The sequence below is a fragment of the Novosphingobium beihaiense genome (genome assembly GCF_022832375.1).
GTDB classification, from domain to species: Bacteria; Pseudomonadota; Alphaproteobacteria; order Sphingomonadales; family Sphingomonadaceae; genus Novosphingobium; species Novosphingobium beihaiensis.
In genome coordinates this window covers 1-26,806 of sequence record NZ_JALHLG010000026.1, presented here as the reverse complement: position 1 = coordinate 26,806, position 26,806 = coordinate 1, and the positions used below count along the sequence as shown (strand labels likewise).

Sequence of the window (26,806 nt, the reverse complement as noted above, 5' to 3'; positions counted from 1 at the left end):
CGGGCGGACAGAGCGTGACGACACAGACCACTGCCTCCCTCCCCGCGCTGCATACCAAGCTGCATGGGGGCCGCACTCTCGTGATCGATTCCGCCACCGACGCCTGTTCGGTGGCACTGTTCGAAAATGGCGTGCTGGCCGCCGGTGAATTCCGCCTGCTCGGGCGCGGCCATGCCGAAGCGCTGGTGCCGATGATCTCCGCCCTGCCCGGACGCGGCAAGGCAGACCATATCGTCGTTGCCCTGGGACCAGGCAGCTTCACCGGCGTGCGGGTGGGCCTTGCCGCCGCGCGGGCCCTCGCGCTCGCCTGGGGCGCGGACCTTGCCGGTTATTCCAGCCTCGCGATGGTCGCCGCCGCCGCGCGCGATGCGCATGGCGCCGTGCCAGTGGGCGTGGCCATGACCGGCGGCCACGGCGAGTGGTTCGTGCAAGGCTTCGACGGCAATGGCGATCCGTCGCGCCCCTTGGCGTCCCTGCGCCCCGGCGCAGCTGCCACGGATACGCCGGAAGACCTTGTCGCAGGCACCCAGTCCGAAGCGCTGGTTGCCGCGCGCGGGCACGGAACCGCCATGCCCGCCTGGCCCGATGCGCGCGCCTTTCACCTGCTGCCGCCTGGCGCCCTGCTCACCGACGTCCGGCCGCTCTACGGGCGCGCGCCCGATGCCCGGCTTCCCGGAGGCGCGGCACCGGTGCCCGCCGCATGATCGACGACATCGACCGGATCATGGCGGTCATGGCGCTCGCGTTCGACCCTGCGTTCGGCGAAGCCTGGAACCGCCGCCAGGTCGAAGATGCAATGCACTTCGGAAATTGTCATTACGGCCTTGCCGCGGCGGGCTGCCTGCCGCCGGCGGATGACGCCCCCGCGGCCGGTTTCTTCCTGTCCCGCACCGGTTTTGAAGAAGAAGAACTCTTGCTGCTGGGCGTTTCACCCGCGTTTCGCAAACAAGGCCTGGGCCGCTATCTCCTGGAAGACCTGCGGCGCGGTGCTTCAGAGCGCGGCGCAAAGCGGCTGTTACTTGAAATGCGCCGGGGGAACCCCGCCGAATCGCTCTATAAGGCCTTTGGTTTCTATCAGATCGGCGAACGCCGCGACTATTACCGCACTCAAGGCGGCGATAGAATCGACGCCATTACCTTCGCCTGCGACATCGAATGATACAAAAACCGGGATTACAGACAAAATTAATCACCCGGCTTGAGAGTTTGCGTAAAAGCTCCCAATTAAACTTGCACTACAGAACGAAATCGGCCAATGGCCGTCCTCGCAGACGCTATTGAGTCTGAGAATCTGTCCTATGGTCGCTCATAAGGAAAATAACGTGGAAGATATTCAAACAGACATGACCGAGACGCTCATCACCCTGACCTCCGACATTGTCGCAGCACATGTCAGCAACAACAGCGTCACCGTCGAAGACCTGCCCTCGCTGATCACCAACGTTTACGGCGCTCTTGCCGGACTTGGCGGCCCGGCCGTGGTTGAAGAAGAAAAGCCGGAACCGGCTGTATCGATTCGCGCTTCGGTGAAGCCCGACTACATTGTGTGTCTTGAAGACGGCAAGAAGCTGAAGATGCTCAAGCGTCACCTCATGACTCACTACAACATGACCCCGGAAGAATACCGCGCGCGCTGGAACCTGCCCGCCGACTATCCGATGGTTGCTCCCAACTACGCCGAAAAGCGCCGCGAACTGGCCAAGAAGATCGGCCTGGGCCGCAAGCCCAACGCGCGCCGCGGCCGCAAGCCCAAGGCCGCCGCTGCCGCCTAAAGGCTACAGTGCAGGAACGGGTCCTGGGCGGTCTTCCGCTTTTGACGGCCCTTTCCTGTGCAAACCCTTGCTCCTTGCCAAAGGCAACGGCGCCATGATGGTTGAGATTGCAGGCGCACCGGCCTAACATGACCGGTGCGCCGCATTCATTTGACAGGTTACCACGTGCATCAGCCCATCGACATTGAAGCCCTCTGCGCCGAACGAGGCCTTCGCATTACCGAACAGCGCCGCGTCATTGCCCGTGTCCTGTCTGACAGCACCGATCACCCGGATGTCGAAAAGCTGCACGAGCGTGCCACGGCCATCGATCCCGGCATTTCGATCGCGACGGTTTACCGCACCGTCCGCCTGTTCGAGGAAGCCGGTATCCTCGACCGCCACGATTTCGGCGATGGCCGCGCCCGCTACGAAGCAGCGCCCGAAGCCCACCACGATCACATGATCGATGTCGAAACCGGTACTGTCATCGAATTCGTCGACCCCGAGCTGGAAGCCCTGCAGCGCCAGATTGCGGAACGGCTGGGCTTTCGCCTTGTCGACCACCGCATGGAACTGTTCGGCGTGAAGATCGAGCGCGAGGACGGCGAAAGCACCAGTACCCGCAAGTGAACGGGGCGACGCCTCCCCTGACAACCGTCCGGGGCCGGAACGTCGCACCATGGGCCTGGCCCCTCGTCGCCGTGCGGATCGCGGCCATGCTGGCCGTGTTGATGGCCTGTCTGCCGCTGTATTACCTGCTGAGACCGTTCACGGCGCACAATCCGGTGCCCCGGTGGTTCCTGCGCACGATTGCCGCGATCGCCGGTGTCCACATCCGCACGCGCGGCCCGCGCCCGGCGCGGCGCACGTTCTTCATCGCCAATCACGTAAGCTGGCTGGACATTCCCGCGCTGGCGGGCGCCACCGGCACCGCTTTCATCGCGCATGACGGTCTTACCGAAATCGGCCCCTTGCGCTGGCTGTGCGAGCTCAACGACACGGTCTTCGTCGCCCGCCATGACCGCCGCAGCGTCGCCGCGCAGATCGAGCAGGTCCGCGCCGCCCTTCGCGAGACCGGGGCGCTGGCCGTCTTTCCCGAAGGCACGACATCGAACGGCACGGAACTGCTTCCGTTCAAATCCTCGCTGCTGTCCGCACTCGATACCGAGGCTGATCATATTCCGGTCCAGCCCATCTGGCTCGACTACGGCCCGGAGACGCGCGGTATCGCCTGGGCTGGCACCGAACCGGGCCTGGACAATGCCCTGCGTATTCTGGCGCGCTGGCGGCCTATCGGCCTGACTATCACTTACCTGCAGCCGCTATCGCAAGACGAACGCGCCAACCGCAAGACGATGGCACAAGCGGCCCGCTGTGCCATCGCCTCGGCCATGGCACGGTGCCGCTGATCTTCAGCGGGTGGCGTTGTAAGCGAGCTGATCCTCGTTGAGCTGGAAACCGACGAGCACTTCGAAGGAAGCCCGCGCCACGGCTGCCTTCACTTTCGGATCGGCCAGCGGATCGACAGCCGCATCGGCATCGCCCGCCTTGCGCTTGCGGGTGATACGCTCGCGAATATCGTCAGGCAGGGTCGCTGCGGCGCGGTCGATATAGACGCTGCCCGAACCGGCGGCCTGCGCGCGCGCTTCGCCATCGGCGAAGTTCAGCGTAACATTGCCCACACGTTTGCTGATCACGGCCGTACCGCCCTGCAGCACTGTCACGAAGTAAGGCAGAGTCACCTGCCGCGCGCCGCTGGTATTGTTGCGGCGGGCCTGAACCTGGAAGGAGACTTGCGCGAAGACCTTGTCACCGGCGTCCTGATTGCACTGGGTGCGCACATCGGTCATCGACGCGACGACATCGATATTCGCCGCCGTCTTGTCGCCCGGCTTGGCGAACAGGGTAACATCGCCCGTGTAGTCCGGAATACCCACGGCCGGGCACTTGCTGCGCACCGCAGTGATGCCGACACCGGAATCGACCACGATCTCACCCTTCTTGGCGCACCCGCTCAGCGCGGTCATCGCGGCAGCGGAACAGAGAACAGTGGCAGTCAGGCGGCGTGCATTCATTATCACTTCCTCAGAATGGCGTGCGCTTGCCCTAGCGGCGCAAGCGGCAAAGCGCTAGAGGGCCGTTCATGAACGCGCCCTTTCCGTCCCCCGCGAAACAGCCTTTGCGTCTTTTGATTGCCGCCCCGCGCGGTTTTTGCGCCGGTGTGGACCGCGCCATCGAGATCGTCGAGCGCGCCATCACGATCTACGGCCCGCCGGTCTATGTCCGGCACGAGATCGTGCACAACAAGTTCGTGGTCGATTCCCTGAAGGCCAAAGGCGCGATTTTCGTCGAGGAACTGGACGAAGTGCCCGATGGCGTTCCAGTGATCTTCAGCGCGCACGGCGTGCCCAAGGCGGTCCCGGCTGCGGCCACTGCGCGCGGGCTGGAATGGCTGGACGCGACGTGCCCGCTGGTCAGCAAGGTCCACCGTCAGGCCGAACGCCAGATGGAAGCGGGGCGCCACATCCTGTTCATCGGCCATGCCGGGCATCCCGAAGTAATCGGCACCTTCGGGCAGATTCCCGATGGCACCATGACGCTGATCGAACGGGTGGAGGACGTCGCCGCCCTGCCCTTCCCGCCCGACACCGAGCTGGCCTATCTCTCCCAGACGACGCTTTCGGTCGATGATACCGCCGCGATCATCAAGGCCATCGAAGCCCGCTATCCGCAAGTCGTCGCGCCGAAGGCCGACGATATCTGCTATGCCACGTCGAACCGCCAGGCCGCCGTCAAGCAAGTGGCGCCCGAATGCCAGCTGATGTTCGTGATCGGCGCGCCCAACAGTTCGAACTCGCTGCGGCTTGTCGAAGTCGCGCAGCGCGCCGGGGCCTGCGCCCAGCTCATCCAGCGCGCGACGGACATCGATCCGGCCTGGCTGGAAGGCGTGGAAACCGTCGGCGTCACGGCGGGCGCGTCGGCGCCGGAGCAACTGGTCAACGAAGTCACCGACCGTTTGAAGGAACTGCGCGAAGTTACCGCCGAAGAAGTGGTGACGGCCACCGAACGCATGATCTTCAAGCTGCCCCGCCAGCTCCTGGATTGAGGAAACCACAGGCATGGCAGTCTATACCCGGCTCGGCGCGGAAGAGATGGCCGCGATCATCGCTTCCTTCGATGTGGGCACCCTCGTTTCGGCCAAAGGCATTGCCGAAGGCGTATCCAACAGCAACTGGCTGATCGAGACGCAGAACGCACAGGGCGATGCCCGGCGCTTCATCCTCACGATGTATGAAACGCGCACCGATACGGCGGACCTGCCGTTCTTTCTGGACCTGCTCGATCATCTTGCCGCAGGCGGATGCCCGGTGCCGCGCACCATCCATGACCATGACGGCGCCAGCCACCGCTTTCACGACGGCAAGGCACTGGCGCTGATCGAGTTCCTGCCCGGCGTCTCGGTCTCCGAACCCACACCGCAACAGGCCCGGGCGGTCGGCGCGGCGCTGGCCCAGGTCCACCTTGCCGCCGCGAGTTTTCCCGGCACCCGCGCCAATTCGATGGGCCTTTCGGCATGGGAGCAGCTGCTGGGCGATTGCGGGGCGGACGGGCTGGCCTCGATCCATCCGGAACTCGCCGGCATCGTCGCGCGCGAACTGGCCGCGCTCAAGGCCCGCTGGCCTTCCGGCCTGCCGCGCGGGGTGATCCATGCCGATCTGTTTCCGGACAATGTCCTGATGCTGGGAGACAGCGTCACCGGCCTGATCGACTTTTACTTCGCCTGCACCGACATCACAGCTTACGACGTGGCAGTCACCCACGCGGCCTGGTGTTTCAGCGCGGATGGCGCGCGGTTCCTTCCCGCCCTGTCCGCCGCGCTGCTTGAGGGGTACGAAAGCGTGCGCCCCCTTTCGCCGGAAGAGCGTTCCGCCCTGCCGCTGCTGGCGCGCGGCGCGGCCGTGCGCTTTCTCGCCACCCGCGCCTACGACTGGCTGAACACGCCGGACGACGCGCTCGTCACACCCAAGGACCCGATGGCTTTCGCACGCAGGCTCGAATTCTATGCCGATCCGGGCAATGCGGGAGTTTTTGCAGCATGAAACAGATCGACATTTTCACCGACGGCGCCTGCAAGGGCAATCCCGGCCCCGGCGGCTGGGGCGTGCTGCTGCGCATGGGGCAGCACGAAAAGGAAATGTCGGGCGGCGATCCGGAAACCACCAATAACCGCATGGAAATGACCGCCGTCATCAAGGCGCTCAAAGCCCTCAAGGAACCGTGCGACATCACGCTGCACACGGACAGCCGCTATGTGATCGACGGGATCACCAAATGGGTCCACGGCTGGAAGAAGAAAGGCTGGGTCAACGCCAGCAAGCAGCCAGTGCGCAATGCCGACTTGTGGCACGATCTGATCGAGGCCTCCGCCCCGCACAAGATCCATTGGGAATGGGTGCGCGGCCACTCGGGCCACGTGGAGAACGAGCGGGTCGACAAGCTTGCAAGCGATGCGGCGCTGGCCGCAGGCTAGGGTTCTGCGGGAATTCAGCCCATGCGGGCCTGCGAAGGGCAGCTTTCTGCGCTTCCGGTGCTCACGTACATAAAGTAAGCTGCGCGCCGGTTCTCGAAATCCGCCATTCTCGGCTCCACCTGACCTGAATTCCCACAGAACCCCAGGGCATCGTGCGAGAAATCTGCACCACCTCCGCTCAACTTGAGCATGTCGAAGGGTGTCCAACCCGGCGTGCGCCAGCGTCCCCTTCTGCCGGCTACTTGCAGCGACCGCACGGCCGCATCGCGGCGGGCATGCAGAGCCCACCGCCGCGGCATGGAGAAACGCTCAGTCTGCGCTCTTGTCGATCACTTCCGCGTCAGGGCCGTTCTTCTTGATCGAATCGATGGCATTCTGCGCCGAGGCCTTGCTTGAATAGCCTTCGGTCCAGAACATCGTTTCCGCATTGTAGCAGAAATAGGCCACGAACTCGCCAGCCTTGTTCTTACGAATTTCGAAACGGTGCGCCATCTGGGATCTCCTGTGAATGGTCCACTGCGAACTGAGCAAGTCCCTCAGGGCGATGCAACCGTAGTAACCGCGTTGCGAACCAGTCTCAGAAAAAACGAGCGGGCGAATAAGGCGCGGGATCGATTGCCCCGTCCCCCGTTCCGTCCAGCAACAGCCGCGCGCCCAGTTCCGCTGCGGCCGGGGCTGTCTGAATGCCAAAACCGCCCTGTCCGGCGAACCAGAAAAACGCCCGGTCCTCTGGCGCGAAACCGTAAACCGGCAGCCGGTCCGACGCAAAAGAGCGCAGGCCCGCCCAGCGGTGTTCGAGCCGGTCTATGCGCCAGTCAACGACCTGCTCGAAACGGTCGATCGCCAGCGCCACATCCAGTTCCTCCGGCGCGACATCGCAAGGCGGGCTCGGCGTCTCGTCATGCGGGCTGAGCCAGAGGCGGCCTTGCTCCGGCTTGAAATAGAATGCGCCGGAAATATCGAGCACCAGCGGCAGATCGTCGGGCGCGGCAGGTGAAACCGCCAGTTGCGCAATGGTGCGGCGGTATGGCGTGATGCCCAGCGTTTGCACGCCCGCCAGCCGGGCCACCGGATCGGCCCAAGCGCCCGCCGCATTCACCAGAATGGCCGCCGCGATCCGCTGCCCGTCCGCCAGAGTCAGCATCCAGCCGCTATCCGTGCGCTCGGCGGCGGCGAGGCCGGCGCGGCACGCGATATCCACGCCCGCCTTGCGCGCCAGCTTCAGGTAGTGCTGGTGCAGGCTGGCAACGTCGATGTCGCAGCAACTTGGTTCGAACGCCCCGCAGACCCAGTCCTCGCGCAGGCCGGGAACATGGCTCTCGATTCCGGCCCGGCCAAGCATTTCGACTTCGACCCCGGCAGCGCTGTATTTCCGGGCGAATGCCTCGACCCGTGCCTCTTCGCCCTTGCGCCCCAGCGTAAGCGCGCGGCGCGGCGTCAGCAGGCCCAGCGTTTCGAGCGCCGGGCGGGACGCCAGCGTCAAGGACAGCACGTCCGGCCCCCCATAGCTTTCACACCAGAACGCGGCGGAACGGCCGGTGGTATGATAGCCGGGCCGCTCCTCCGTCTCGATCACCAGCACGCTGGCATGCGTGCCAATAGCGGCGGCAAGCGAGGCTCCGGCCATACCGGCGCCAACCACGACAATATCGTACCGGGCATTCATGACGATCAGCCCCTAGCCGGAACCGCCCGGTCAAGAAACTCCCGTATCGCATCCATCGCCCGGTCGCGCACGGGATCGGCCTCGCGCAGAATCTCGTGGTGGCATTCTTTCCCGAAAGTCACCAGTTCGCCTTTCGGCAAACGCCGGGCCGCCTCACGGATCGCAGGCCAGGATACAAGGCTGTCCGTCCGGGTGCCCAGCAGCAGGACCGGCACGCACACCGCTTCGAGCATCCCCGGTCTTTCAAGCAGCCGGATCGAGGCCAGCGCCTGTTCGATCCAGCCCCAGCTGGCCGCGCCCATCTCGATCTCCGGCCGCTGCTCCCGCCACCAGAGCTCATCCTCGTAGCGCGACAGATCGTGCGTCAGCAGCATGCTGCGGGCATGGGCGACGAGTTCGGGCTTCTCATTGCCTTTCCAGGCAGGACGCCGCCGGTCCCCCATACCCGCGATGACTTTCGCCACCCGGTAGAGCAGCCTGCTCGGCATCCAGGCCGGGTGCAATCCCAGCATCGGGGCGGAAAGCACCACCGCATCGGCCTGTATCCGCCTTTCCACGACCGCGCGCAGCACGAGATGGCCGCCCATAGAATGCCCGATAGCCACGCGCGGCCCGACGGTATGGCGGGACCAGCTGTCCCACAGCGCGGCGTAGTCCTCCACCCAAGTGGCGAAATCGTCGATGTGACCAGTCAGGGCATCCTTGCCGAGACGCCCGCTGCAAGCCTGCCCGCGCCAGTCCGCAGACGTCATCTGCCAGCCCGCGCCGTGCCACTGATCAAGGCTTTCCAGCCATTTCTCGTAAGTATCGCCGCGCCCGGGCATGAACAGCATCGATCCGCGCGGCGCCCCCTCCGGAGCGGGCCAGTCGATCCGGCGCAGTTTCCAGCCATCCGGCGCATGCCATGTGCTCTCCCGTGCCCCGGCAGGGATCATCCTGCGGGCCGGGCAGACCGGACGGCTGAGTACGGGAGATGTCACTTGGTCAGTTCCGTGCGCAACCCACTGGTTACTTTTTAGTAAGCGATACCCGGTAGATCAGAACCCCGATCGAGGGGGACACAATCACATGCCGGGCGGTATATTCTCGTACCCACTGATGGCGGCGTTGGCAATCGCCCTGCTGGTGGCCGCCTTCACCGACCTCAGACGCCGTGAAATCGACAACCGGCTCAACGCCGCGATCGCGCTCGCCGCGCCGCTGTGGTGGCTGGCGATGGGCTTCGGCTGGGCCGATGCCGGTTTCCAGATCGGCCTTGCGGGCATCACCTTTGCAGGCGCCTGCCTCCTCTTCGCCACCGGCCAGATGGGCGGCGGCGACGTCAAGCTTCTCACCGCTCTCGCCCTGTGGTTCACGCCGGTCAGTTTCGTCCAGTTGATCGTGCTGATGGCCGTGCTCGGCGGCGGCGCCTCGGTGGCTATGGCCGCCTTCAACATGGAACGCATTCCCGGCGAAACGCTGCGTGACGGGCTGGCCCTGCTGGCCGCGCTAGCCTGGATCTTGGGCGCCTGCGCCATCGTTTATGCGCTCGTTACCCACCGCCCGCTCGCCGATAGCGAAACCATCGCGGCAGCCGCGGCTCTGCTGCCGCACGCGTGGCTGCTGCCCGGCGTGTTTGCCGCCATAGTCCTAATCGTCGCCTTCGGGCTTTTCCATATCGTGAAGCGTCAGAAATCGCGACTCCCCGTCCCCTATGGCATCGCCATCGCTGCAGCGGGTCTTTGGGTGCTGGGCGAGCAGACACTCCCGGCAGCGCAACTGGCGGCGCAATCGGGATGAACTCGATTTTAACCAATTTGCCCGATGGTTCGTGTTCCATCGAGGGATTCTCAGGGGGCTTATCAAGCCATGGATAAGAAGAAGCTGGTGCTGCTGGTGGTGGCACTGCTGGTCGCGGCAGGCACGGCGTTCGCAGCCCGATCGCTGTTTTCGGGTGCGCCCGCGCCGCAGGCCGAGGCCGTTCCCGTCAAGCCCAAGGGCCCCAAGGTCCTCGTCGCGCAGCGCGCGCTTCCGGTCGGCACGATCATCACCGCCGATGCCGTGTCGTTCCAGGACTGGCCGGAAGAACTCGTCAAGGATGCCTACTTCATCGACGGCGAAGCCGACATGAGCAAGCTGCTCGGCACTGTCGTGCGCTATCAGATCACGGCCGGCCAGCCGCTGACCCAGGGCGCGCTCGTCGCGCCGGGCGACCGCGGCTTCCTCGCCGCCGCGCTCGGGCCGGGCATGCGCGCCGTGACAATCCCCGTATCCGTCAAGACCGGCGTTGCCGGGTTCGTATTCCCCGGCGACCATGTCGATCTGGTGCTGACGCAAACCGTCAAGGGCCAGGGCGAGCCCCTGCGCACGGCGGAGACCATCCTGCGCAACATGCGCGTCCTCGCCACCGACCAGGCCACCGGTAACGATGTCGTGGACGGCAAGACCGTGGTTCGCGCCTTCCGCACCGTCACGCTGGAAGTGACGCCGCGCATTGCCGAAAAGGTTGCTGTGGCACAGGACATCGGCACGATCAGCCTTTCGCTGCGCTCCATCGCCGACAACCAGGCCGAATTCGAACGGGCGCTCGCCCGCGGCGATATCAAGGTTCCCGAAGGCGCCTCCAAAGAGCAGGAAGAGCAGCTCATGCGCCAGGCCATGTCCAAGCCGATCGAGGGCAAGACCACTTATGTGACCGGCGGCGACGTCTCGCGCTTCCAGCCCTCCAGCCGCCCGGCTCCGGCCGGCCCGCCAATGCCCCCCGGGGTAGCGGCCTACACGCCCGGCACCGGCCGCCCCGCCCGCACGGGCCCCGTGGTCCGCGTTACCCGCGGCAAGAACACCACTGAAGAAGTCGTGGGGACAAAGTGATGGCCCGCACCAAGCCTGTCTCCTTCGCCCGTTGCAACGCCTTTGAGGGCTCATCCATGAAACCGCGCCTTATCAAGTCCGTACTGGCCACGGCCTGCGCCCTTGCGCCACTGACCGTAACGGTTTCCGCGCCAGTCACGGCCCAGTCGGTAGTTCGCCCGGCCCAGAGCATCGATCTGTCGATCGGCAATGGCCAGCTGATCAACATTCCCGGCGCGATGACCGACGTGTTCGTGTCCAACGACCAGGTCGCGGACGTGCAGGTCAAGTCGCGCAGCCAGTTCTACGTCTTCGGCAAGGCGGGCGGCACCACGTCCGTTTATGCCAGCAACGGTGCAGGCAAGGTCATCTGGTCCGGCACGATCCGCGTCGGCTCCAACATCGACAGTGTCGATGCGATGCTGCGTCTCGCCATGCCCGAGGCCAAGATCGGCGTTTCGACGATGGGCACCAACACCTTCCTGCTGACGGGCACGGTCAAGACGCCGGAAGACGCCTCGGAAGCCGAACGGCTCGTACAGGCCTATGTCGGCAAGGAAGCGAATGTCATCAGCCGCCTGCGCATGGCAACGCCGCTGCAGGTAAACCTGCAGGTCCGCATTGCCGAAGTCAGCCGTTCTCTGATCAAGAATCTGAGTTCGAATCTGACCACAATCGACAACTCCAGCGGCTTCAAGTTCGGCATCGGCCAGGGAACGTCCATTGGATCAGGCGGCGTCTTCGCGCCCGGGCGCGTGTTGGGCGTCGGCAATACTCCCTCGCAGTACATAATCGATCCGGTTACGGGCCAGCCGACGCAGGTGCCCGGCACCAGTGTAGCCCAGGCCGGCACCGGCACGACGCTGGGCATGGCAGGACATCTGTTTGGCCTAGACATTCTCGGCGCGCTCAATGCAGGCGAAACTGTGGGCCTCGTTTCCACCCTTGCCCAGCCCAACCTCACCACCCTGTCAGGTGAAACCGCCGATTTCCTCGCGGGCGGCGAATATCCCATTCCGATCAGCCAGGGCCTCGGTTCGACCTCGGTCGAATACAAGAAGTACGGTGTCAGCCTCTCCTACACGCCCACGGTTCTGGCGAACGGCCGCATCTCGATGCGTGTGCGCCCGGAAGTCTCCGAACTTTCCAGCCAGGGGGCCGTTAATCTCAATGGCTATGAAGTGCCCGCACTGACCGTGCGCCGCACGGAAACGACGATCGAACTCGGCTCGGGCCAGAGCTTCATGATCGCAGGGCTGCTCAGCAACAATACGTCCAACACGATCCAGAAGATGCCCGGCGCGGGCGATCTGCCGATCCTGGGCTCGCTGTTCCGTTCGACCAGCTACCGCCGCGGCGAGACGGAACTGGTGATCGTCGTCACGCCCTATCTCGTCAATCCCGTCAATTCCTCACAGATCACGCTGCCCACCGACGGCTTCAACTCGCCCAACGAGCTGCAACGCCTGCTCGGCAACATGGATAGCGACGGAGCCAGCGGCGCCAAACGGCCAGAACCCACGCAGGCTCCGTCGTCCGGCGGCAATCCCGGCATCGGCGTAGCCGATCTGCCCCTGAAGGGCCCGCAGGACAAGAAAGTCAAACGCACCGCATCCGGCGGCAGCGCCAAGCCCGGCTTCAGCCTGAAGTGAGAAAGGTGAACATCATGCGTTCTTCGAAACCGGCCCGCGCCTTCCGTTCCGGCGGTGCCGCACTCGCTCTCTCGCTGGGGCTTGTGCTGGCGGGATGCGCCGGCATTCCCACCAACCGTTCGATGTATTCCGAGCACCAGCCAGTGGTCGAGAAAGTCAACTACACGCTGGATCTCACCACCGGCGGCTCGGGCCTTGCCTACGGCGAACAGAGCCGCCTTGCCGGCTGGTTCGATGCCATGGGCCTGAAATACGGTGACAAGGTCTACATCGACGATCCGAACGGCAACGGTGCCGCGCAGAGTGCCATCGGGGCCGTGGCCTCACGCTACGGCATCTTGGTCAGCGACGGCGCGCCGCAGACGGCAGGCTATGTCACGCCCGGCACGGCCCGGGTGGTGATCGTGCGCAGCAAGGCCAGCGTGCCCGGCTGCCCGGACTGGTCCGTCAAAACCGATTTCAATCCGAACAACGGCCTGTCCAGCAACTACGGCTGTGCCACCAACAGCAATCTCGCCGCGATGGTCGCCAATCCGGAAGACCTGCTGCGCGGGGCCGATTCCACCGGAACCACGGTCTCGATGAGTTCGAACAAGGCTATCGACGCCTACCGCGCAGCCAGCCCCACCGGCAACGGCAACACCGTCTCCAAAGTCGGCAGCAAGAGCAACTAAGCCATGAACGCACCCTGGAAATCCGGCAGTCCCAATGGACGCGACCAGTTCGCCGCCTACCTTTGCGACGAGGCCTCGCTCGACGTTCTGCGTCCAGTGGTAATGGAAATGGGCTGGCAGCCCGAAAAGTGCAACAAGGGCGGCCTGCGCAATGCCGTGCAGTCACTCTCCATCACCGCTTCGCCGAACATCCTGCTGGTAGACCTGTCGGAAAGCGGCGATCCGCTCAACGATATCAATGCCCTGGCGGAAGTCTGCGAACCCGGCACGGTGGTGATCGCGGTGGGCCAAGTCAACGATGTGCGCCTCTACCGCGACCTCATCGCCAGCGGCATTCACGACTACCTGCTCAAGCCGCTTTCGCCCGCGCCGCTGCGTGATGCGCTGGCACAGGCTCAGGCGGTGTTTTCCGCGCCCAAGGCGCATGAAACTGGCGAGGGCAAGGAGCATATCTGCACGGCCGTGATCGGCACCCGCGGCGGTGCCGGTGCCTCCACGATCGCCACTTCGCTTGCATGGCTTTTCAGTGCCGACAACAAGCTGCCGACCGCGCTGCTCGATCTCGATATCCACTTCGGCACCGGCGCGCTGTGCCTCGATCTCGAACCGGGCCGCGGCCTGACCGATGCGATCGAGAACCCCAGCCGCATCGACGGCCTGTTCATCGAACGCGCCATGATCCGCGCGAATGACAATCTGACGATCCTCTCGGCCGAAGCGCCGATCAGTACGCCGCTGATGACTGACGGCTCCGCCTTTATCCAGCTGGAGGAAGAGTTCCGCCAGGCATTCGAAATGTCCGTTCTGGACATGCCGCGCAACATGCTGATCAACTTCCCGCAGATCATCGCCAGTGTGAACGTGGTTGTGCTGGTCGTGGAAATGACCCTGGCTTCGGCACGCGATTCCATCCGCCTGCTCTCCTGGCTCAAGGTCAACGCGCCGCATGCGCGGGTGATCGTGGTGGCCAACAAGGTTCAGCCCAACCTGGCCGAAATCAGTAAGACCGATTTCGAGGCCTCGATCGAAAGCAAGATCCAGCTTTCAGTCCCCTACGACATGAAGAGCGCTTCGATGGCGGCGAAGCTGGGCCAGACTTTCGCCGACGCCAATCGTTCGAGCAAGGCCTCCGCCGTGATCCGCGAGCTGTCGGACCAGATTATCGACCGGAGCGGCGAAAGCCCCTCCGCCAAGAAATCGCTGCTGAGCAAGCTGGACATCAAGTCCATGATTCCCAAGGCAAAGAAAGCGGAAACAGCGGAATAACGGCCTGCACCGGCGCGATCCGGTGCAACGCCGTCCCGCAAGGGCGTAAAGGCACGACAGGCAGATGAACATTCTTCCGGTGATCCTGGTGGCGGTAGGCCTGACGAGTGTTCTGGCTCTCGTCTGGGGGGCCTTTTCCGGCCCCTCCCCCGAGAAAGAATCGACGCGCCGTCTGCGTGCCGTCCGTTCCCGGCATTCAGACAGCGCCGTGGACCGCGTCGAGGCGCAGATGCGCAAGGCCGTGGCCGCGCGCAAACCCAGGACCCACGCGCCCGGCGGATCCAGTTCGCGCATCGATGCGCTGGCCCTGCGCCTGCACCGCACCGGCAAGGCCTGGACGGTGCAGCAATATATCTACGCCTCGCTGGGCCTGGCCGGAGCCGTGGCCGCGATCGTCTACCTCAAATCCGGCGCGATCCTCATGGCGCTGGCCATCGGTCTTTTCGCCGGAGCGGGTATTCCCCACATGGTGGTGGGCCACTTAATCAAGAAGCGCACCAACGACTTCACCGTCAAGTTCTCCGATGCCATCGAACTGCTCGTGCGCGGCCTGCGCTCGGGCCTTCCGGTGACGGAGACACTCGCCATCGTCGCTCAGGAAGTACCAGGCCCGGTCGGCGAGGAATTCAAGCTCGTCACCGAACGCATCAAGATCGGCAAGACGATGGACGATGCCCTGCAGGAAACCGCGGAGCGTCTGGCGATGCCTGAATTCAACTTCTTCTGCATCACCCTCGCCATCCAGCGTGAGACCGGCGGCAACCTGGCCGAAACGCTGGCCAACCTCGCCGACGTGCTGCGCAAGCGCGCGCAGATGAAGCTCAAGATCCGGGCGATGAGTTCGGAGTCCAAGGCATCCGCCTATATCGTGGGCGCCCTGCCCTTCATCGTCTTCGGCATGATCTGGTGGATCAATCCCGGCTACATCGGGAAGTTTTTCATCGACGAGCGCCTGATCGTCGCCGGTCTGGGCGGCATGGTCTGGATGGGCATCGGCGCCTTCATCATGGCCAAGATGGTCAGCTTCGAGATCTGATCGCGGGAACCTCAGGAACCATGCTCGAACAATCCTCCGGCCCGACCCTCCTCGGCTTCGACGTCGTCTTTGTTGCCACGATGCTTGCTCTGGTCGCGGCGGCTGCCGTGATCACCGCGATCTATGCCGCGATCACTGTCAGCGATCCGATGGCCAAGCGCGTCAAAGCGCTCAACCAGCGCCGCGAAGCGTTGAAGGCCGGGATCGTCACCACGGCCCGCAAGCGCCAGAGCGTGGTGCGCCGCAACGACACGACCGACAAGATCGGCGAGTTCCTCGGCAAGTTCAAGATGCTGCAGGACAGCCAGATCAAGGAGATCGAGCAGAAGCTGGCGCAAGCGGGCATCCGCAGCAAGGAATGGGCGGTTGCGGTTGTCTTCGCGCGCCTGGTCCTGCCGATCGTGCTCGGTACACTGGCCGCTTTCGTGATCTACTGGATCGACTACTTTCCGGAGTGGAGCAGCCTCAAGAAGTTCATGGGCTTCGCGGTCATGGTCGGCGCGGGCTACAAAGGCCCGGACATCTTCATCAAGAACATGGCCGACAAGCGCACGGACGCGATCCGCAAGGGCCTGCCCGACGCGCTCGACCTGCTGGTGATCTGCGCCGAGGCGGGCCTCACCGTCGATGCCGCTTTCGAGCGCGTCGCCCGCGAACTGGGCCGGGCCTATCCCGAACTGGGCGACGAATTCTCGCTCACCTCGATCGAACTCTCGTTCCTTACCGAACGGCGGCAAGCCTTCGAAAACCTCGCCTGGCGCGTCAATCTCGACGCGGTGAAAGGCGTCGTCACCACCATGATCCAGACCGAACGCTACGGCACTCCGCTCGCATCGGCGCTGCGCGTGCTTTCGGCCGAATTCCGCAACGAGCGCATGATGCGCGCCGAGGAAAAGGCCGCGCGCCTGCCCGCGATCATGACCGTGCCGCTGATCCTGTTCATCCTGCCGGTGCTGTTCATCGTCATTCTCGGCCCGGCGGCCTGCTCGATCTCCGACGCGTTCTCCGGCGGCGACCCGCACCCGCCGAAGTAACCCCCGCACCGGAGCCCCCCCCCCTCCCCGCTATGATCGATACCCGGGAGGGGCGCCAGGGCGCGAAGTTCAAACTTCACCCATAGCGGCCACGGCGAATTTGAAATTGCCGTTAGTTTCCAGCGCCTTGCAGCGTTCAGAATTTCACACCCCCGAAAGGCATGAAATTCCAGAGATTGACGTTTCAAAGAGCCCGGCAAGACAGATGCCGCACGCAGTGTGACAGGCCGCGGGCGTGTAGGAAAATGGCTTGCCGGATCTTGGCCCGGTCAGTTCCAGCCGCCTTCGCTGGCCCGCTGCCGCATGGCCTCGATCAACAGGCGCACCGCCGGTATTGCGGCGCGTCCGGGGTCATAAAGCAGGTTCACAGGCATCGGCGGCGGAGCGTGCCCGGCCAATATGTGCACGAGCTTTCCTTCCGCCAGCGATGCGGCCGTCTGATAGCTCAGCATGTTGGCCACCCCGAGCCCCGCCTCGGCCGCGGCCAGGGTCGCGTCGAGCGTATTGACGGTGAGGCGGGGTGTGACTTCGACGGCCTTGTCCCCCTTCGCGCCGAAACGCCATGCGGCACCGGCCCACACACTGCTGCCCATGATGCAGCTATGGTCCGCAAGATCGTCCGGAATGCGCGGCATCCCGTGCTGCGCAAGATAGGCGGGGCTTGCCACGATGGTCTGGTGCACCGTTCCAATTCTCGTGACACGCAGCGCACTGTCGGCCAGTTCCCCGATCCGCACGGCCACGTCGATACCTTCCTCCACGATCCGCACATTGCGGTCGATCAGCATCATGTGCACGCTGAGCCCGGCGTGCTCCGCCAGCAGCCCGGCAATCACCGGCAGCACATGCAGGCGGCCGAACATGACCGGCGCGGTGAGGTAAAGCTGGCCGCGCGGCGTTGACCGGCCGCCCATCACGAGATGTTCCGCATCGCGCAGTTCCGCCAGGATCTGACGCGCGCGTTCGAGCAGCACGGTCCCTTCGTCGGTCAGCGATACGGCACGCGTGGAACGGTGAAACAAGGTAGCGCCGAGGTGGCGTTCCAACCCGGCAACGGCGCGGGTGACGGCAGGCGGGGACATCTCCAACGCCCGCGCCGCCGCCGCAAATCCGCGGCTGTCCGCCACGGCTACGAACGCTCTCAAAGCATCAAACCGGTCCATTATTTCAGATATTGAAATAGTGAAGCACATTTGTCACGGATTATGTCAGACATGGCAGTGCGGTACATCCCCGGCCATGGCACGGACATACCTTCAAACCATGATCGGACCGGGCGCGCGCGCCCTGCAGTCAGCGGCAGGGTCGCGCTCGTCCTATGCACGCATGGCGGCTGGCGCAGGCCCGGCGGACATCCTGACCGGAAAAGAACGGGATTTCATCGCCGCCAGAGACAGCTTTTACATCGCCAGCATCTCCGAGGGCGGCTGGCCCTACGTCCAGCACCGGGGCGGCCCCGCCGGTTTTCTTCGGCATGCAGGCGGGAACCGCATCGGCTTTGCGGACTACAGCGGCAACCGGCAGTATCTCACCACGGCCTATCTCACCGCGGATAGCCGCGTCGCGCTCATGCTGATGGACTATCCCAACCGCCGCAGGCTGAAGCTCATCGGCCGCGCGCGCATCAGTGACGATCCCGCCGAAATCGCCGCCTTCACAGATCCCGGCTATCCCGCAGAACCCGAACGCGCCTTTCTGATCGATGTGACGGGGTTCGACTGGAACTGTCCGCAGCACATCACCCCGCGCTTCACCGAAGCTGAAGTCCGGCACGCCACCCGGCCCCTCCTCGACGAGATCGAGGCTCTGCGTGCCCGCGTCGCCCAACTGGAAAACCCGAAGGAGCACTAAGCCATGACGGAAAAACTGACTTGCGGAGCCCACCATATCGGCCTCACCGTCCCCGACCTCGATCAGGCGCGGGACTTCTTCTGCGGCACATTGGGGTTCGATGAAGTGGGCGGCGTTCCCGCCTATCCAGCGATCTTCGTATCCGATGGCGCGATCCTGCTCACCCTGTGGCGCGCCGCCGACCCGCAGACGGCCCGCGCTTTTGACCGGCGCGCCAACATCGGCCTGCACCATCTGGCTCTGACGGTGGCCGATGACGCCACGCTGGACACGGCATGGGCGCGGCTGAAGGACCATCCGGGCGTTACCGTGGACAGCGAGCCGGGCCCGATCGGCCCGGATGCGACGGTACGCCATTTCCTCGTCTTCATTCCCGGCGGCATACGCCTCGAACTCGCCACGCCGTTCGCCTGACGATCGTCTGACCGGAGGACCCGACCAGTGACCCGCCCGCCCCTGCCACCGTTCACCCACGAATCTGCCATCCAGAAAGTCCGCGGCGCGGAAGACGGCTGGAACAGCCGCGATCCCGAACGGGTTGCCCTTGCCTATACCGAAGACAGCCTGTGGCGGAACCGGTCCGAGTTCCTGCAGGGGCGGCAGGCGATCATCGCCTTCCTCACCCGCAAGTGGCAACGCGAACACGAATACCGGCTGGTCAAGCAGCTCTGGGCGCACGACGGCAACCGGATCGCCGTGCGTTTTGCTTACGAATGGCATGACGGCGCGGGCCGCTGGTATCGCTCATACGGGAACGAGAACTGGGAATTCGCCGCCAACGGCCTGATGGCGCGCCGGATCGCCAGTATCAACGACCTCGCGATTACCGCAGAAGAGCGCCTGTTCTTCTGGCCGCAGGGGCCGAGGCCCAAGGACCATATGTCCCTGGAGGAGATGGGCCTGTAGGCTCAGCCCTGCTCCCCGAACATCCGGCACGCCACCGCGTCCAGCCGCGCGATCACGGCCGGATCGCGCGCATCGGGCGCGGTGATGAAGGCGTGTTCCAGCGCCCTGTCGGCCGGGCTGGCCTCGCGCACGGACGGCAGCACGGCAGCGAGTTGCGCCACGGCGGCGCGGGCCGTGCGGGCATTGGCATGGAGCACCGCAAGCACATCGGTCACTTCAACGCCCGCCTCCTCTTCACGCCAGCAGTCGTAGTCCGTGACCATCGCCAGCAGCGCGTAAGGCAGCTCCGCCTCGCGCGCGAGGCGCGCTTCGGGCATTGCGGTCATGCCGATCACGTCGGCACCCCAGGCCTGATACATGCGGCTTTCGGCGCGCGTGGAGAACTGCGGCCCTTCGATGGCGACATAGCAGCCGCCATCGTGCACTTCGCCGCCCGCCCGGCGCGCAGCGGCCCCCAGCAGCCCCGAAAGCCGCGTGCAGACCGGATCGGCCAGGCTGACATGGGCGACAAGCCCCGGGCCGAAAAAGCTGTTCGCGCGGCCCATCGTGCGGTCGATGAACTGGTCCACCATCACGAACTGGCCCGGCGCGCGGTCCTCGCGCAGTGAACCCACGGCCGAAAGCGAGATCACATCCGTCACGCCGCAACGCTTGAGCACGTCGATATTGGCGCGGTAATTCACTTGCGCGGGGGGAATGCGGTGCCCCGCCCCGTGCCGCGCCAGAAAAGTGAAGCGCACGCCGCCCAACCGCCCGGTGACGACTGGCCCCGAAGGCTCCCCGAACGGGCTGGAGACGGCAATCTCCTGCGCGTCCTCAAGATCGATACCGGCGGCAAGGCCGGACCCGCCGATGACTCCGATGTGCCAGAAGCTGCTTTTTTCAGCGCGCAAGGATACCTGCCATGATGATGTCTATGGTGTGCTCACGATAGCGGTCGCGCAGCTCTTCGGTAAGAGTGTCCTGATCGAAACAGTGCTTGAGCACCAATCGCGCGGAGAAGAACCGGTCCACCGCCCCGGTGACGGTGAAATAGAACAGTTGCGGATCGATCTCGCGAAACACCCCCGCCTTCACCCCGTCGCCAATGAGCTGCTCATAAGCGCGGTAGATCGGCGAGAGATAGCAATCCGCGATCCGGCGCGCCTCGGCATCGTCGCTCTCGCGGATCACGCGCATGGTCAGGCGGTTGAGATAGGGCACTTCGTAAAAGGTATCGACCACCTTCCACAAATGCCGCCGCAGCTTGGCTTCCGGCTCCCACCCGTCCTTGGCCAGCAGTGCATCGACGCTGGAGACGATCGCCTGCCAGTCGCGGTCGAGCAGGGCTTTGAGCAGCCCTGCCTTGTTGCCGAAGTAATATTTGACCAGCGCCGAATTAAGGCCGGAGCGCAGGCTGAGTTCGGACAGCGAGATGTCGATCACGTCGCCTTCGCGCATGATCGCACTCGCCGTATCGAGCAGCAGGGCCCGCGCGCCCGGAGGCGCGGCAAGCCCGGAGGCTGCTTTCGATGGCCCGCGCTCCGGCATCGTCAGGTCCTTACTTCGGCCCCATGCGGATCGCGCCGTCGAGACGGATCGATTCGCCGTTGAGATAGTCATGCCCGATCATGAACAGCGCCAGCTTGGCATATTCCTCGGCCTTGCCCAGACGCTTGGGGAACGGCACCATCGCCGCCAGCGCATCCTGCACCTGCTGCGGCATGCCCGCCATCATCGGCGTTTCGAAAATGCCCGGCAGGATGGTGTTCACGCGGATGCCGTCGTTCATCAGATCGCGCGCGACCGGCAGCGTCATCGCCAGCACGCCGCCCTTGGAAGCGCCATAGGCCGCCTGACCGATCTGCCCGTCCTGCGCCGCGACAGACGCGGTATTGACGATCGCCCCGCGCGAGCCCTGCTCGTCCACCGGATCGAGCGTAACCATGCCCGCGGCCGACTTGCTGATGCAGCGGAAGGTGCCGACGAGATTGATGGCGATAGCCTTTTCGAACAGCGCCATGTCATGCGCGCGCGGCGCGCCGGTTTCGCGGTTCTTGCCCACGGTCTTGGCGGCGGGCGCGATCCCGGCGCAGTTCACCAGCACGCGCTCCTGCCCGTGCGCGGCGCGCGCCTTGGCGAACCCGGCATCGACGCTGGCATCGTCCGTCACGTTCACTTCGCAGAACACGCCGCCGATTTCCCTGGCGATCGCCTCGCCCGCCTCGGCATTGAGATCGAAGAGCGCCACCTTCACCCCCTGCGCCGCAAGCGCCCGCGCAGTGGCGGCACCCAGACCCGAGGCCCCGCCGGTAACGACGGCGGCAACAGTGTTATCGAGCTTCATCTTTCGTGTTCCTCTTTCTGAACGGGCCTTTCGCACCCTCTGTCCGCACGGAACGGAGGAATGCAGCCGGTGATTTAATCAACCGGTTAAACAGCAGGTCCGGACAGGTCAATCAGCCATGGCAAAATCCCGCCGTGGCGTGATCAAGAGGTCCTATGCGAAAGTGCGCAAAATATACTCAATGCGCGGTTTCGAGCCCGCGCTGAACCTGCGAACGCTCGATATTAGCGCGATCACCGCGGCGCTGCTCTTCCCATTGGCTCTTGCGCATACAGACTTTCTTCGAGCGCAGCAGCGAACCGATCTGCTTCACACGCTCACAGATCATGGGATCGTTGGTCTTTGCCTTGTCTTCATCGCCCATAGCAGCAACACTTGTTTTGGCTTCAGTGGAAACCTTATCGGTTTTCGCCTGTGCGCCGCCTGCAAACATCATCAGAGCAGCGATAGAAACGACAATACGTGAACCAATATGCATGAGCATCTCCGTGGCGCGAGCGAACTGCTCAAGCGCCCTCTGTTGGGGGATGAAATAAGTCTATGGATATTTGATGATTTGTTCAAGCACGCGCGACATCGAATGCAATAGTCATGCGTTCGCCCGCATGAAACGGCCGCGTACCATGCCACATCCAGCTCGGGAACAAGACTAGCCGGGCTTCCGCAGGCGCAACCGTGGCGCGCGGCGGTATGTCGATACCCAATCCTGCCGGTGCACCGCCAAGTTCAAGATACCCTTGCCCGTCCCGCAATCCTTCAGGAACGGATATATAGAGCGCCGAGCTGATCCACCCTTGCGGATGGTGATGCGCCGTGTGGAAACCCGATCCCGTCAGCCGCACCGACCAGCTGCCTGCAAAGCGCGGACGCGCGCCGCGCATCTGCGAAAGCATCGGATGCCCGGCATCGGATGCAGGTAACGCAGATACGAAGCGGCCCACCTCGCGGCACAGTACTTCGCGCACTTGCACGATTTCCGGATCAATCCGGGCCAGCAGCGCGCCTTCGGTTTGCGTGCCATTGCGCACTGACTGATCGAGGAACCGGCCCGAGCCTTCATGCAACTGCCGCAGCAACGCACGCAGGGACTCCAGCCCGATTTCCTCCGGATCGAGATCCACGACGCTCCATAACCCCGTCTGCCCATCAAGCCATTCTGCCTTGGGATCACCGCCCAGCCGCCAAGCTAGTTCCGCATATGGCCAGATGCTTTCGGCCCCGGCCTGCGCAAGCCATGGCTCCACCACAGCAGCTGCCTGTTGCGGCTGCCCCGTGCGCAGCAGGTGGCGGGCAAGCCAAATGGCATGGCCCGTATCGCCGGGAGCACCCAGTTCTTCGAACAGCCCGGCAGCTTCCCTGGTTTGTCCCGTTTCATCGAGGGCCGCTGCCTGTTGCAGGACATACGGTGCCAGCGCGCCTCGCACGGCGATGACCCGTTTGGTCCGGTCCAAGGCTTCAGGATAGCGTTCGCCTTCCAGCAACAATGTGATAGCCATGCGGTGCAGATCGTCACCTTGCGGAAACCTAGCCAGCGCTCGGTCAATACTGGAAAGAGACATGCCTCCCTTCCCCAGCAACGCAGCTATCTGCGCGTATTGGCGGTGCCCTTCCATCCAGCCCGGATTGGCAGCCAGCATCGCATCGAGCTCAGCAAACCCGCGCTCCCCCTCTCCTTGCGCGAACCGGGCCGAAGCAAGACCGAGCCGGATCTCGCCCTTGGCCGGAGCCAGACGGACAGCCTGCTCGAACAGCGCCGCAGCCGGACGCCCCGCTTCCAGCGTGACATGCGCCAACGCATGCATAAGACCGGGATTATCCGGCGCATAGCGGAGCGCCTGCTCCAACGCTGTGATCGCCTCCTCTCGCCGGTCGAGCGCACGGCGCAACATCGCTGTCCAGTGCAGCAGAGCGACATCCCCCGGATGGCTGGCCAGATATTCGGCAAGCCGTGGTTCAGCTTCGGCTTCCGAGCCGTTTGCCAGAGCCAGCTCCGCCAGTTCGGCCAAGACCTTCGCGTCATCGGCCATGCCGTCTCACCCCTCCCCGCCTTCGGAGGCGATCATGGCGGCGACTGCCTGCTGCTCAACGCTGGAGAGGCCGGGATGCCAAGCATCGAAAATCAGGACGACACGCAAGGCATCACTGGGGTTCATAGCCTCATGCTCCATGGTATCATCGAATGCGAAAGCCTCTCCCTCACGCCATAGGCGGGTTTCGGCGCCGACCCTGAACCAGCACCCATCCGGCACGACCAACGGCAAGTGGCAAACCAGCCGCGTGTTATCCACGCCGACATGCGGAGGAATCGCGGTGTGCGGCGCCAGCAACGAAAACATCGCATTCGGCGACGCGCCCATCACGCATGGCTGTGGCACACGCGAGAGGATTTCCATCGTGCGCGGCGCCTGAGCCACATTTTCCGGCACTTCCCTCCCCTGCTTGAGAAGATGGATAGCAGACCAATCCGTATTCCGATTCAACGGCCGCCATTGGTCCAGAGCCTCGCGCTCCTCATACTGGATATAGGGCTCCAGTTCTGCCCGGCCGGACTTGAGCAGCATCAGCATTTCAGCCCGGATATCCTCGAAGCCCGCTTCCAGTTCGGCCAGCCAGGGCGTGGTCTGACGCGGATGGAATTCACGCTCGACAAGCCCTGGATAGTGAAAGTGCGTGGGCTGCGAATGGTAGACACGAGTCTTCCGCAAAATGTTGTCGCGAAAGCGGCTCATGCGCCATATCTGATCCTCATCCGCCCCGGCAGCCGCATCGCGGCCAGCTAGGACCAGCCGTTGCTCGCGTTCATCCTGCCAGGCCGCGTAAAATGCTTCCCCAGCCGCGAGCGCGGCAGCCAACGGCGGAACCAGCGCGGTGTCCGGCTTCTGCGCGATTGCTTCGCCCCAGGCCTCACCAGCTCCGGGATCACCAAGCCGTTCGAGCAGTCCGGCACGCATCACCAATGCCATGAAATCCAGCGGAACGAGCTCCAGTGCCCTATGCACTGCATCCAGCGCGCGGCGCGGCTGCCGCATCGCCCGGCGCAACCCCGCCAGTTTGAGCCAGTGCGCGGCCATCTCACTTCCTGTTTCCGGGCTCTGCGCCAGCAGGGTTTCAAGCTGCTGAGCGGCTGCGGGCAATTGGCCCGCGGCAGCAAGCCGGTCGGCTTCGGCGAAGGTGGCAGCGGTGCTCATACCCTTCCCCTACGCCGGTTTGTCCGGACGCTCATACGGCACGCTCCATTGCGGCACCCGGTCGTCTTCCAGTGAATAGCCAAAACGCTCCACCCATGGCCGAAGAAGATCGAACACGGGTTCAAGATGCCGTTCATAATGGTGCCAGCGCCCTGCCGCACGGGTGTAAATGGGCTCGGTTACTTGCGAATAACTTGCCGTGCGCACTACGCCCCGCGCCCGCGCGGCCTCGCGGTGATCGAAGTCCGCACTCTGCCAGGGCAACTCCAGCCAGTCGAACAACGGCGCCAATTCGCGCGACTGATCGGCAACGAGCCGCTCATAGACGACTGTGCGCACATCGAGCCCAAACACGTCGCACGCCTTCGTCCAGTAAGCAAAGCTGCGATCATAGAGCCAGGCGGCCGTGTCCAGCTCAAGGAAGTTGCTCATCGCATGGTTGGTACGAAAGTTGGTGATGTAGCAACTCAACAGCACATCGCAGGGGTGGCGCAATGCAAGAATGAACTTCGCATCGGGAAACAATCGCCGGATTACCGGGATCTTGTTGAGATGAAGCGGATGCTTGTCCACCACCAGGGTGTCCGGCCTCAACTCGCCAAGAGCCGCAACTTTCTCAAAGTACCGTGCACGGGCATCGCCAATGGCCGCTGCATCCAGTCCAGGAAGGGCCTCGATACCGCCAAGCTCGCGTTCGATATCCGCGATGAATGGCTCTTCCTCCAAGATCAGCGTCCCCGGTGCTGCCATTAGCATCGTATCGAGCAAGGTTGTGCCCGATCGGGGAAAGCCCAGCAAAACCACAGGAGCCGGACGCGGTTGTTCCGGTGGTGTGGTCCAGCGTGACACCCATTCGGGAGTCAAGGTCTCCATGTCCCGTTCCACCATGTCACGGTAGATCTTTGCCCGTGCAGGCGGCCCGGATGGCTCTTCGAGATGACACCGGTTCATCTCGGCGAACTCCGCAAAGGCCTCGTCATGATGCCCCATCCGGTCAAGCAGGATGCCGCGTAACTGATGCTTGCGGTTGGCAACTACAGCATCGCCTGCGGCCTCAAGCGCGGTGAAAGCCTCCTCGATCTGCCCGGCACGCTTGAAACGCAACGCATCAATGAACGACAACGTAGCCGCATCGCCGCCTGCCGCTTCAGCGCGTTCCCGCAGGGAATCAAGCTCACCCTCGCGATTGGTCCGTTCGTAAAGCGCCGCAAGGCCAACCAGCGAAGGCCATAGCCCCGGATCAATTGCCAGCGCCGCCTCAAAAGCGGATTCGGCCACAGCATAGTCGTTACGCTTGTTCGCTTCCTGGCCATAATCGGACAGAACACCGGCATCGCCCGGCGCACGACGAGTTGCTTCGGCCAGCATTTCGTAGGAGCGGTCCTCTGCCCCTGCCCGGCGGTAGAACGTTGCAAGCGCCAACACTGGCTCGACATCGCCTGGATCCGCTTCTGCAGCGGCCTTCAGGACCTTCTCCCCCTCTTCGAAACGCTCAGCTTCAAGCAGCGCATTGCCCAGATTTACGCGGATCGGCGCAGCATCTGGCGCCAGCTTTAGCGCACGTTCCAGAGCCTTTGCCGCTTCACCGTGCTGCTCCAGGCTGCTTAGCGCATTGCCGAGGTTGTTCCAGAGCGTCCAGTCGTCGGGGAACTTTGCCAGAACTATACGATACAAGCGCACCGACCGTTCGAACTCCTCTGCCTCTTGCGCCAGATGGGCACCGAGACGAGCCAGCCGCAGGTTCGGTCCGGCAGCAGCCGAAGCATCGTCACAAAGGGTCAATGCCTCCGCGGCGTGCCCGGTATGGAATAACGCTTCCGCCAGGTTCGTACGAATTGTCAGGTCTTGCGGGCGATGCTTGTGCGCGACCTTAAGGTAAGGAACGGCGCGGTCAAAACGGCCGCGATGCGTCTCCACGGCGCCAGCCAGAGCGGCCAACACTGGATCATCTCCATGCGCCGCGAACACCGTCGCCGCCATCACAGCCGCCTCATCCAGCCTGCCCGAGCGCGCAAGACCGGCGATCTGCTGAAGGTTCTGCTGCGGAGTCGTGGTTGCCATGTGTTGTCCGGACGATCTGGAAAGCCGGTTCA

At 64.0% G+C, this 26,806-nt stretch carries 30 protein-coding genes; 18 read left to right on the top strand and 12 right to left on the bottom strand.

All coding sequences use genetic code 11. The annotated features are described in order from the left end of the window. Positions 1-14 precede the first annotated feature (14 nt). The 5 genes from tsaB to MTR66_RS15300 all read left to right on the top strand — a co-directional run bounded on the left by tsaB (position 15) and on the right by MTR66_RS15300 (position 3,163). Positions 15-704, top strand: a complete 690-nt coding sequence (tsaB, locus tag MTR66_RS15320) for a tRNA (adenosine(37)-N6)-threonylcarbamoyltransferase complex dimerization subunit type 1 TsaB (protein ID WP_243922605.1) — start codon at positions 15-17, stop codon at positions 702-704. Beyond that, positions 701-1,159 (top strand): GNAT family N-acetyltransferase, encoded by a 459-nt coding sequence (locus MTR66_RS15315; protein WP_243922603.1) that lies wholly within the window; start codon positions 701-703, stop codon positions 1,157-1,159. The genes tsaB and MTR66_RS15315 overlap by 4 nt, the downstream gene beginning before the upstream one ends. 163 nt (positions 1,160-1,322) lie before the next feature. Beyond that, a complete protein-coding gene (locus tag MTR66_RS15310) occupies positions 1,323-1,772 on the top strand; it encodes a Ros/MucR family transcriptional regulator (protein WP_327194513.1) in 450 nt (149 codons plus the stop codon). 165 nt (positions 1,773-1,937) lie between these two features. After that, positions 1,938-2,384, top strand: a complete 447-nt coding sequence (locus MTR66_RS15305) for a Fur family transcriptional regulator (protein WP_243922599.1) — start codon at positions 1,938-1,940, stop codon at positions 2,382-2,384. A 71-nt stretch (positions 2,385-2,455) separates the two neighbouring features. Beyond that, the gene (locus MTR66_RS15300) at positions 2,456-3,163 is read left to right on the top strand and encodes a lysophospholipid acyltransferase family protein (RefSeq protein ID WP_243922597.1); all 708 of its coding nucleotides are present in this window, start codon (positions 2,456-2,458) and stop codon (positions 3,161-3,163) included. Between the two features lie 3 nt (positions 3,164-3,166). On the opposite strand, the gene MTR66_RS15295 is transcribed toward MTR66_RS15300, so the two are convergent. Continuing rightward, positions 3,167-3,829, bottom strand: a complete 663-nt coding sequence (locus tag MTR66_RS15295; protein WP_243922595.1) for a hypothetical protein — start codon at positions 3,827-3,829, stop codon at positions 3,167-3,169. Between the two features lie 68 nt (positions 3,830-3,897). Here MTR66_RS15295 and ispH point away from each other — a divergent pair, with 68 nt between their 5' ends. From ispH to rnhA, 3 genes are read left to right on the top strand one after another with little or no spacing between them, the layout of a single operon-like run. Next, entirely contained in the window at positions 3,898-4,860 is a 963-nt protein-coding gene (gene ispH, locus MTR66_RS15290) for a 4-hydroxy-3-methylbut-2-enyl diphosphate reductase (protein WP_243922593.1), read from the top strand. A 13-nt stretch (positions 4,861-4,873) separates the two neighbouring features. Beyond that, positions 4,874-5,854 (top strand): homoserine kinase, encoded by a 981-nt coding sequence (thrB, locus tag MTR66_RS15285; RefSeq protein WP_243922591.1) that lies wholly within the window; start codon positions 4,874-4,876, stop codon positions 5,852-5,854. Continuing rightward, the gene (gene rnhA, locus MTR66_RS15280) at positions 5,851-6,285 is read left to right on the top strand and encodes a ribonuclease HI (protein ID WP_243922589.1); all 435 of its coding nucleotides are present in this window, start codon (positions 5,851-5,853) and stop codon (positions 6,283-6,285) included. The genes thrB and rnhA overlap by 4 nt, the downstream gene beginning before the upstream one ends. A gap of 309 nt (positions 6,286-6,594) precedes the next feature. On the opposite strand, the gene MTR66_RS15275 is transcribed toward rnhA, so the two are convergent. The 3 genes from MTR66_RS15275 to MTR66_RS15265 form a co-directional block, all read right to left on the bottom strand. Then, on the bottom strand, positions 6,595-6,777 hold the full coding sequence (locus MTR66_RS15275) for a YegP family protein (protein ID WP_243922587.1): 183 nt from the start codon (positions 6,775-6,777) through the stop codon (positions 6,595-6,597). Positions 6,778-6,862: 85 nt separating this feature from the next. Beyond that, entirely contained in the window at positions 6,863-7,951 is a 1,089-nt protein-coding gene (locus MTR66_RS15270; protein WP_243922585.1) for an NAD(P)/FAD-dependent oxidoreductase, read from the bottom strand. Between the two features lie 5 nt (positions 7,952-7,956). Continuing rightward, on the bottom strand, positions 7,957-8,886 hold the full coding sequence (locus MTR66_RS15265) for an alpha/beta fold hydrolase (protein WP_243922631.1): 930 nt from the start codon (positions 8,884-8,886) through the stop codon (positions 7,957-7,959). Positions 8,887-9,049: 163 nt separating this feature from the next. Between MTR66_RS15265 and MTR66_RS15260 the strand changes: the two genes are divergently transcribed. The 7 genes from MTR66_RS15260 (at position 9,050) to MTR66_RS15230 (ending at position 16,442) form a co-directional block, all read left to right on the top strand. After that, positions 9,050-9,730 carry an A24 family peptidase gene (locus MTR66_RS15260; protein ID WP_243922583.1) on the top strand — a complete coding sequence of 227 codons (681 nt, stop codon included), beginning with the start codon at positions 9,050-9,052 and terminating at the stop codon, positions 9,728-9,730. A 69-nt stretch (positions 9,731-9,799) separates the two neighbouring features. Then, positions 9,800-10,801: a Flp pilus assembly protein CpaB gene (gene cpaB, locus MTR66_RS15255; RefSeq protein ID WP_243922581.1), complete on the top strand. Its 1,002-nt coding sequence runs from the start codon at positions 9,800-9,802 to the stop codon at positions 10,799-10,801. 56 nt (positions 10,802-10,857) lie between these two features. Continuing rightward, positions 10,858-12,432 (top strand): type II and III secretion system protein family protein, encoded by a 1,575-nt coding sequence (locus MTR66_RS15250; RefSeq protein WP_243922579.1) that lies wholly within the window; start codon positions 10,858-10,860, stop codon positions 12,430-12,432. A 14-nt stretch (positions 12,433-12,446) separates the two neighbouring features. After that, complete coding sequence (locus tag MTR66_RS15245) at positions 12,447-13,106, top strand: CpaD family pilus assembly protein (protein ID WP_243922577.1); 660 nt, start codon at positions 12,447-12,449, stop codon at positions 13,104-13,106. A gap of 3 nt (positions 13,107-13,109) precedes the next feature. Next, positions 13,110-14,372, top strand: coding sequence for a pilus assembly protein CpaE (locus MTR66_RS15240; protein ID WP_243922575.1), 1,263 nt, complete (start codon positions 13,110-13,112; stop codon positions 14,370-14,372). Between the two features lie 64 nt (positions 14,373-14,436). After that, entirely contained in the window at positions 14,437-15,408 is a 972-nt protein-coding gene (locus MTR66_RS15235; protein WP_243922573.1) for a type II secretion system F family protein, read from the top strand. Positions 15,409-15,428: 20 nt separating this feature from the next. Further along, positions 15,429-16,442, top strand: a complete 1,014-nt coding sequence (locus tag MTR66_RS15230; RefSeq protein ID WP_243922571.1) for a type II secretion system F family protein — start codon at positions 15,429-15,431, stop codon at positions 16,440-16,442. Positions 16,443-16,711: 269 nt separating this feature from the next. On the opposite strand, the gene MTR66_RS15225 is transcribed toward MTR66_RS15230, so the two are convergent. Beyond that, positions 16,712-17,587: a LysR family transcriptional regulator gene (locus MTR66_RS15225; protein ID WP_243922569.1), complete on the bottom strand. Its 876-nt coding sequence runs from the start codon at positions 17,585-17,587 to the stop codon at positions 16,712-16,714. Positions 17,588-17,705: 118 nt separating this feature from the next. Here MTR66_RS15225 and MTR66_RS15220 point away from each other — a divergent pair, with 118 nt between their 5' ends. From MTR66_RS15220 to MTR66_RS15210, 3 genes are read left to right on the top strand one after another with little or no spacing between them, the layout of a single operon-like run. Further along, positions 17,706-18,293 carry a pyridoxamine 5'-phosphate oxidase family protein gene (locus MTR66_RS15220; protein ID WP_243922567.1) on the top strand — a complete coding sequence of 196 codons (588 nt, stop codon included), beginning with the start codon at positions 17,706-17,708 and terminating at the stop codon, positions 18,291-18,293. A gap of 3 nt (positions 18,294-18,296) precedes the next feature. Continuing rightward, positions 18,297-18,707 (top strand): VOC family protein, encoded by a 411-nt coding sequence (locus tag MTR66_RS15215; RefSeq protein WP_243922565.1) that lies wholly within the window; start codon positions 18,297-18,299, stop codon positions 18,705-18,707. Positions 18,708-18,734: 27 nt separating this feature from the next. After that, the gene (locus tag MTR66_RS15210; protein ID WP_243922563.1) at positions 18,735-19,199 is read left to right on the top strand and encodes a nuclear transport factor 2 family protein; all 465 of its coding nucleotides are present in this window, start codon (positions 18,735-18,737) and stop codon (positions 19,197-19,199) included. 2 nt (positions 19,200-19,201) lie between these two features. On the opposite strand, the gene mtnP is transcribed toward MTR66_RS15210, so the two are convergent. The 7 genes from mtnP to MTR66_RS15175 all read right to left on the bottom strand — a co-directional run. Beyond that, on the bottom strand, positions 19,202-20,092 hold the full coding sequence (gene mtnP / locus MTR66_RS15205; RefSeq protein WP_243922561.1) for an S-methyl-5'-thioadenosine phosphorylase: 891 nt from the start codon (positions 20,090-20,092) through the stop codon (positions 19,202-19,204). Then, a complete protein-coding gene (locus MTR66_RS15200; protein ID WP_243922559.1) occupies positions 20,082-20,729 on the bottom strand; it encodes a TetR family transcriptional regulator in 648 nt (215 codons plus the stop codon). The genes mtnP and MTR66_RS15200 overlap by 11 nt, the downstream gene beginning before the upstream one ends. 10 nt (positions 20,730-20,739) lie before the next feature. Beyond that, positions 20,740-21,525 (bottom strand): SDR family oxidoreductase, encoded by a 786-nt coding sequence (locus MTR66_RS15195; RefSeq protein WP_243922557.1) that lies wholly within the window; start codon positions 21,523-21,525, stop codon positions 20,740-20,742. Between the two features lie 178 nt (positions 21,526-21,703). Continuing rightward, a complete protein-coding gene (locus tag MTR66_RS15190) occupies positions 21,704-22,003 on the bottom strand; it encodes a hypothetical protein (protein ID WP_243922555.1) in 300 nt (99 codons plus the stop codon). Positions 22,004-22,085: 82 nt separating this feature from the next. Continuing rightward, positions 22,086-23,552, bottom strand: a complete 1,467-nt coding sequence (locus MTR66_RS15185; protein WP_243922552.1) for a 2OG-Fe(II) oxygenase family protein — start codon at positions 23,550-23,552, stop codon at positions 22,086-22,088. 6 nt (positions 23,553-23,558) lie between these two features. Continuing rightward, positions 23,559-24,713, bottom strand: a complete 1,155-nt coding sequence (locus MTR66_RS15180) for an aspartyl/asparaginyl beta-hydroxylase domain-containing protein (RefSeq protein ID WP_243922551.1) — start codon at positions 24,711-24,713, stop codon at positions 23,559-23,561. Between the two features lie 9 nt (positions 24,714-24,722). Further along, a partial coding sequence (locus MTR66_RS15175; protein WP_327194512.1) for a tetratricopeptide repeat-containing sulfotransferase family protein occupies positions 24,723-26,806 on the bottom strand: 2,084 nt, incomplete at its 5' end.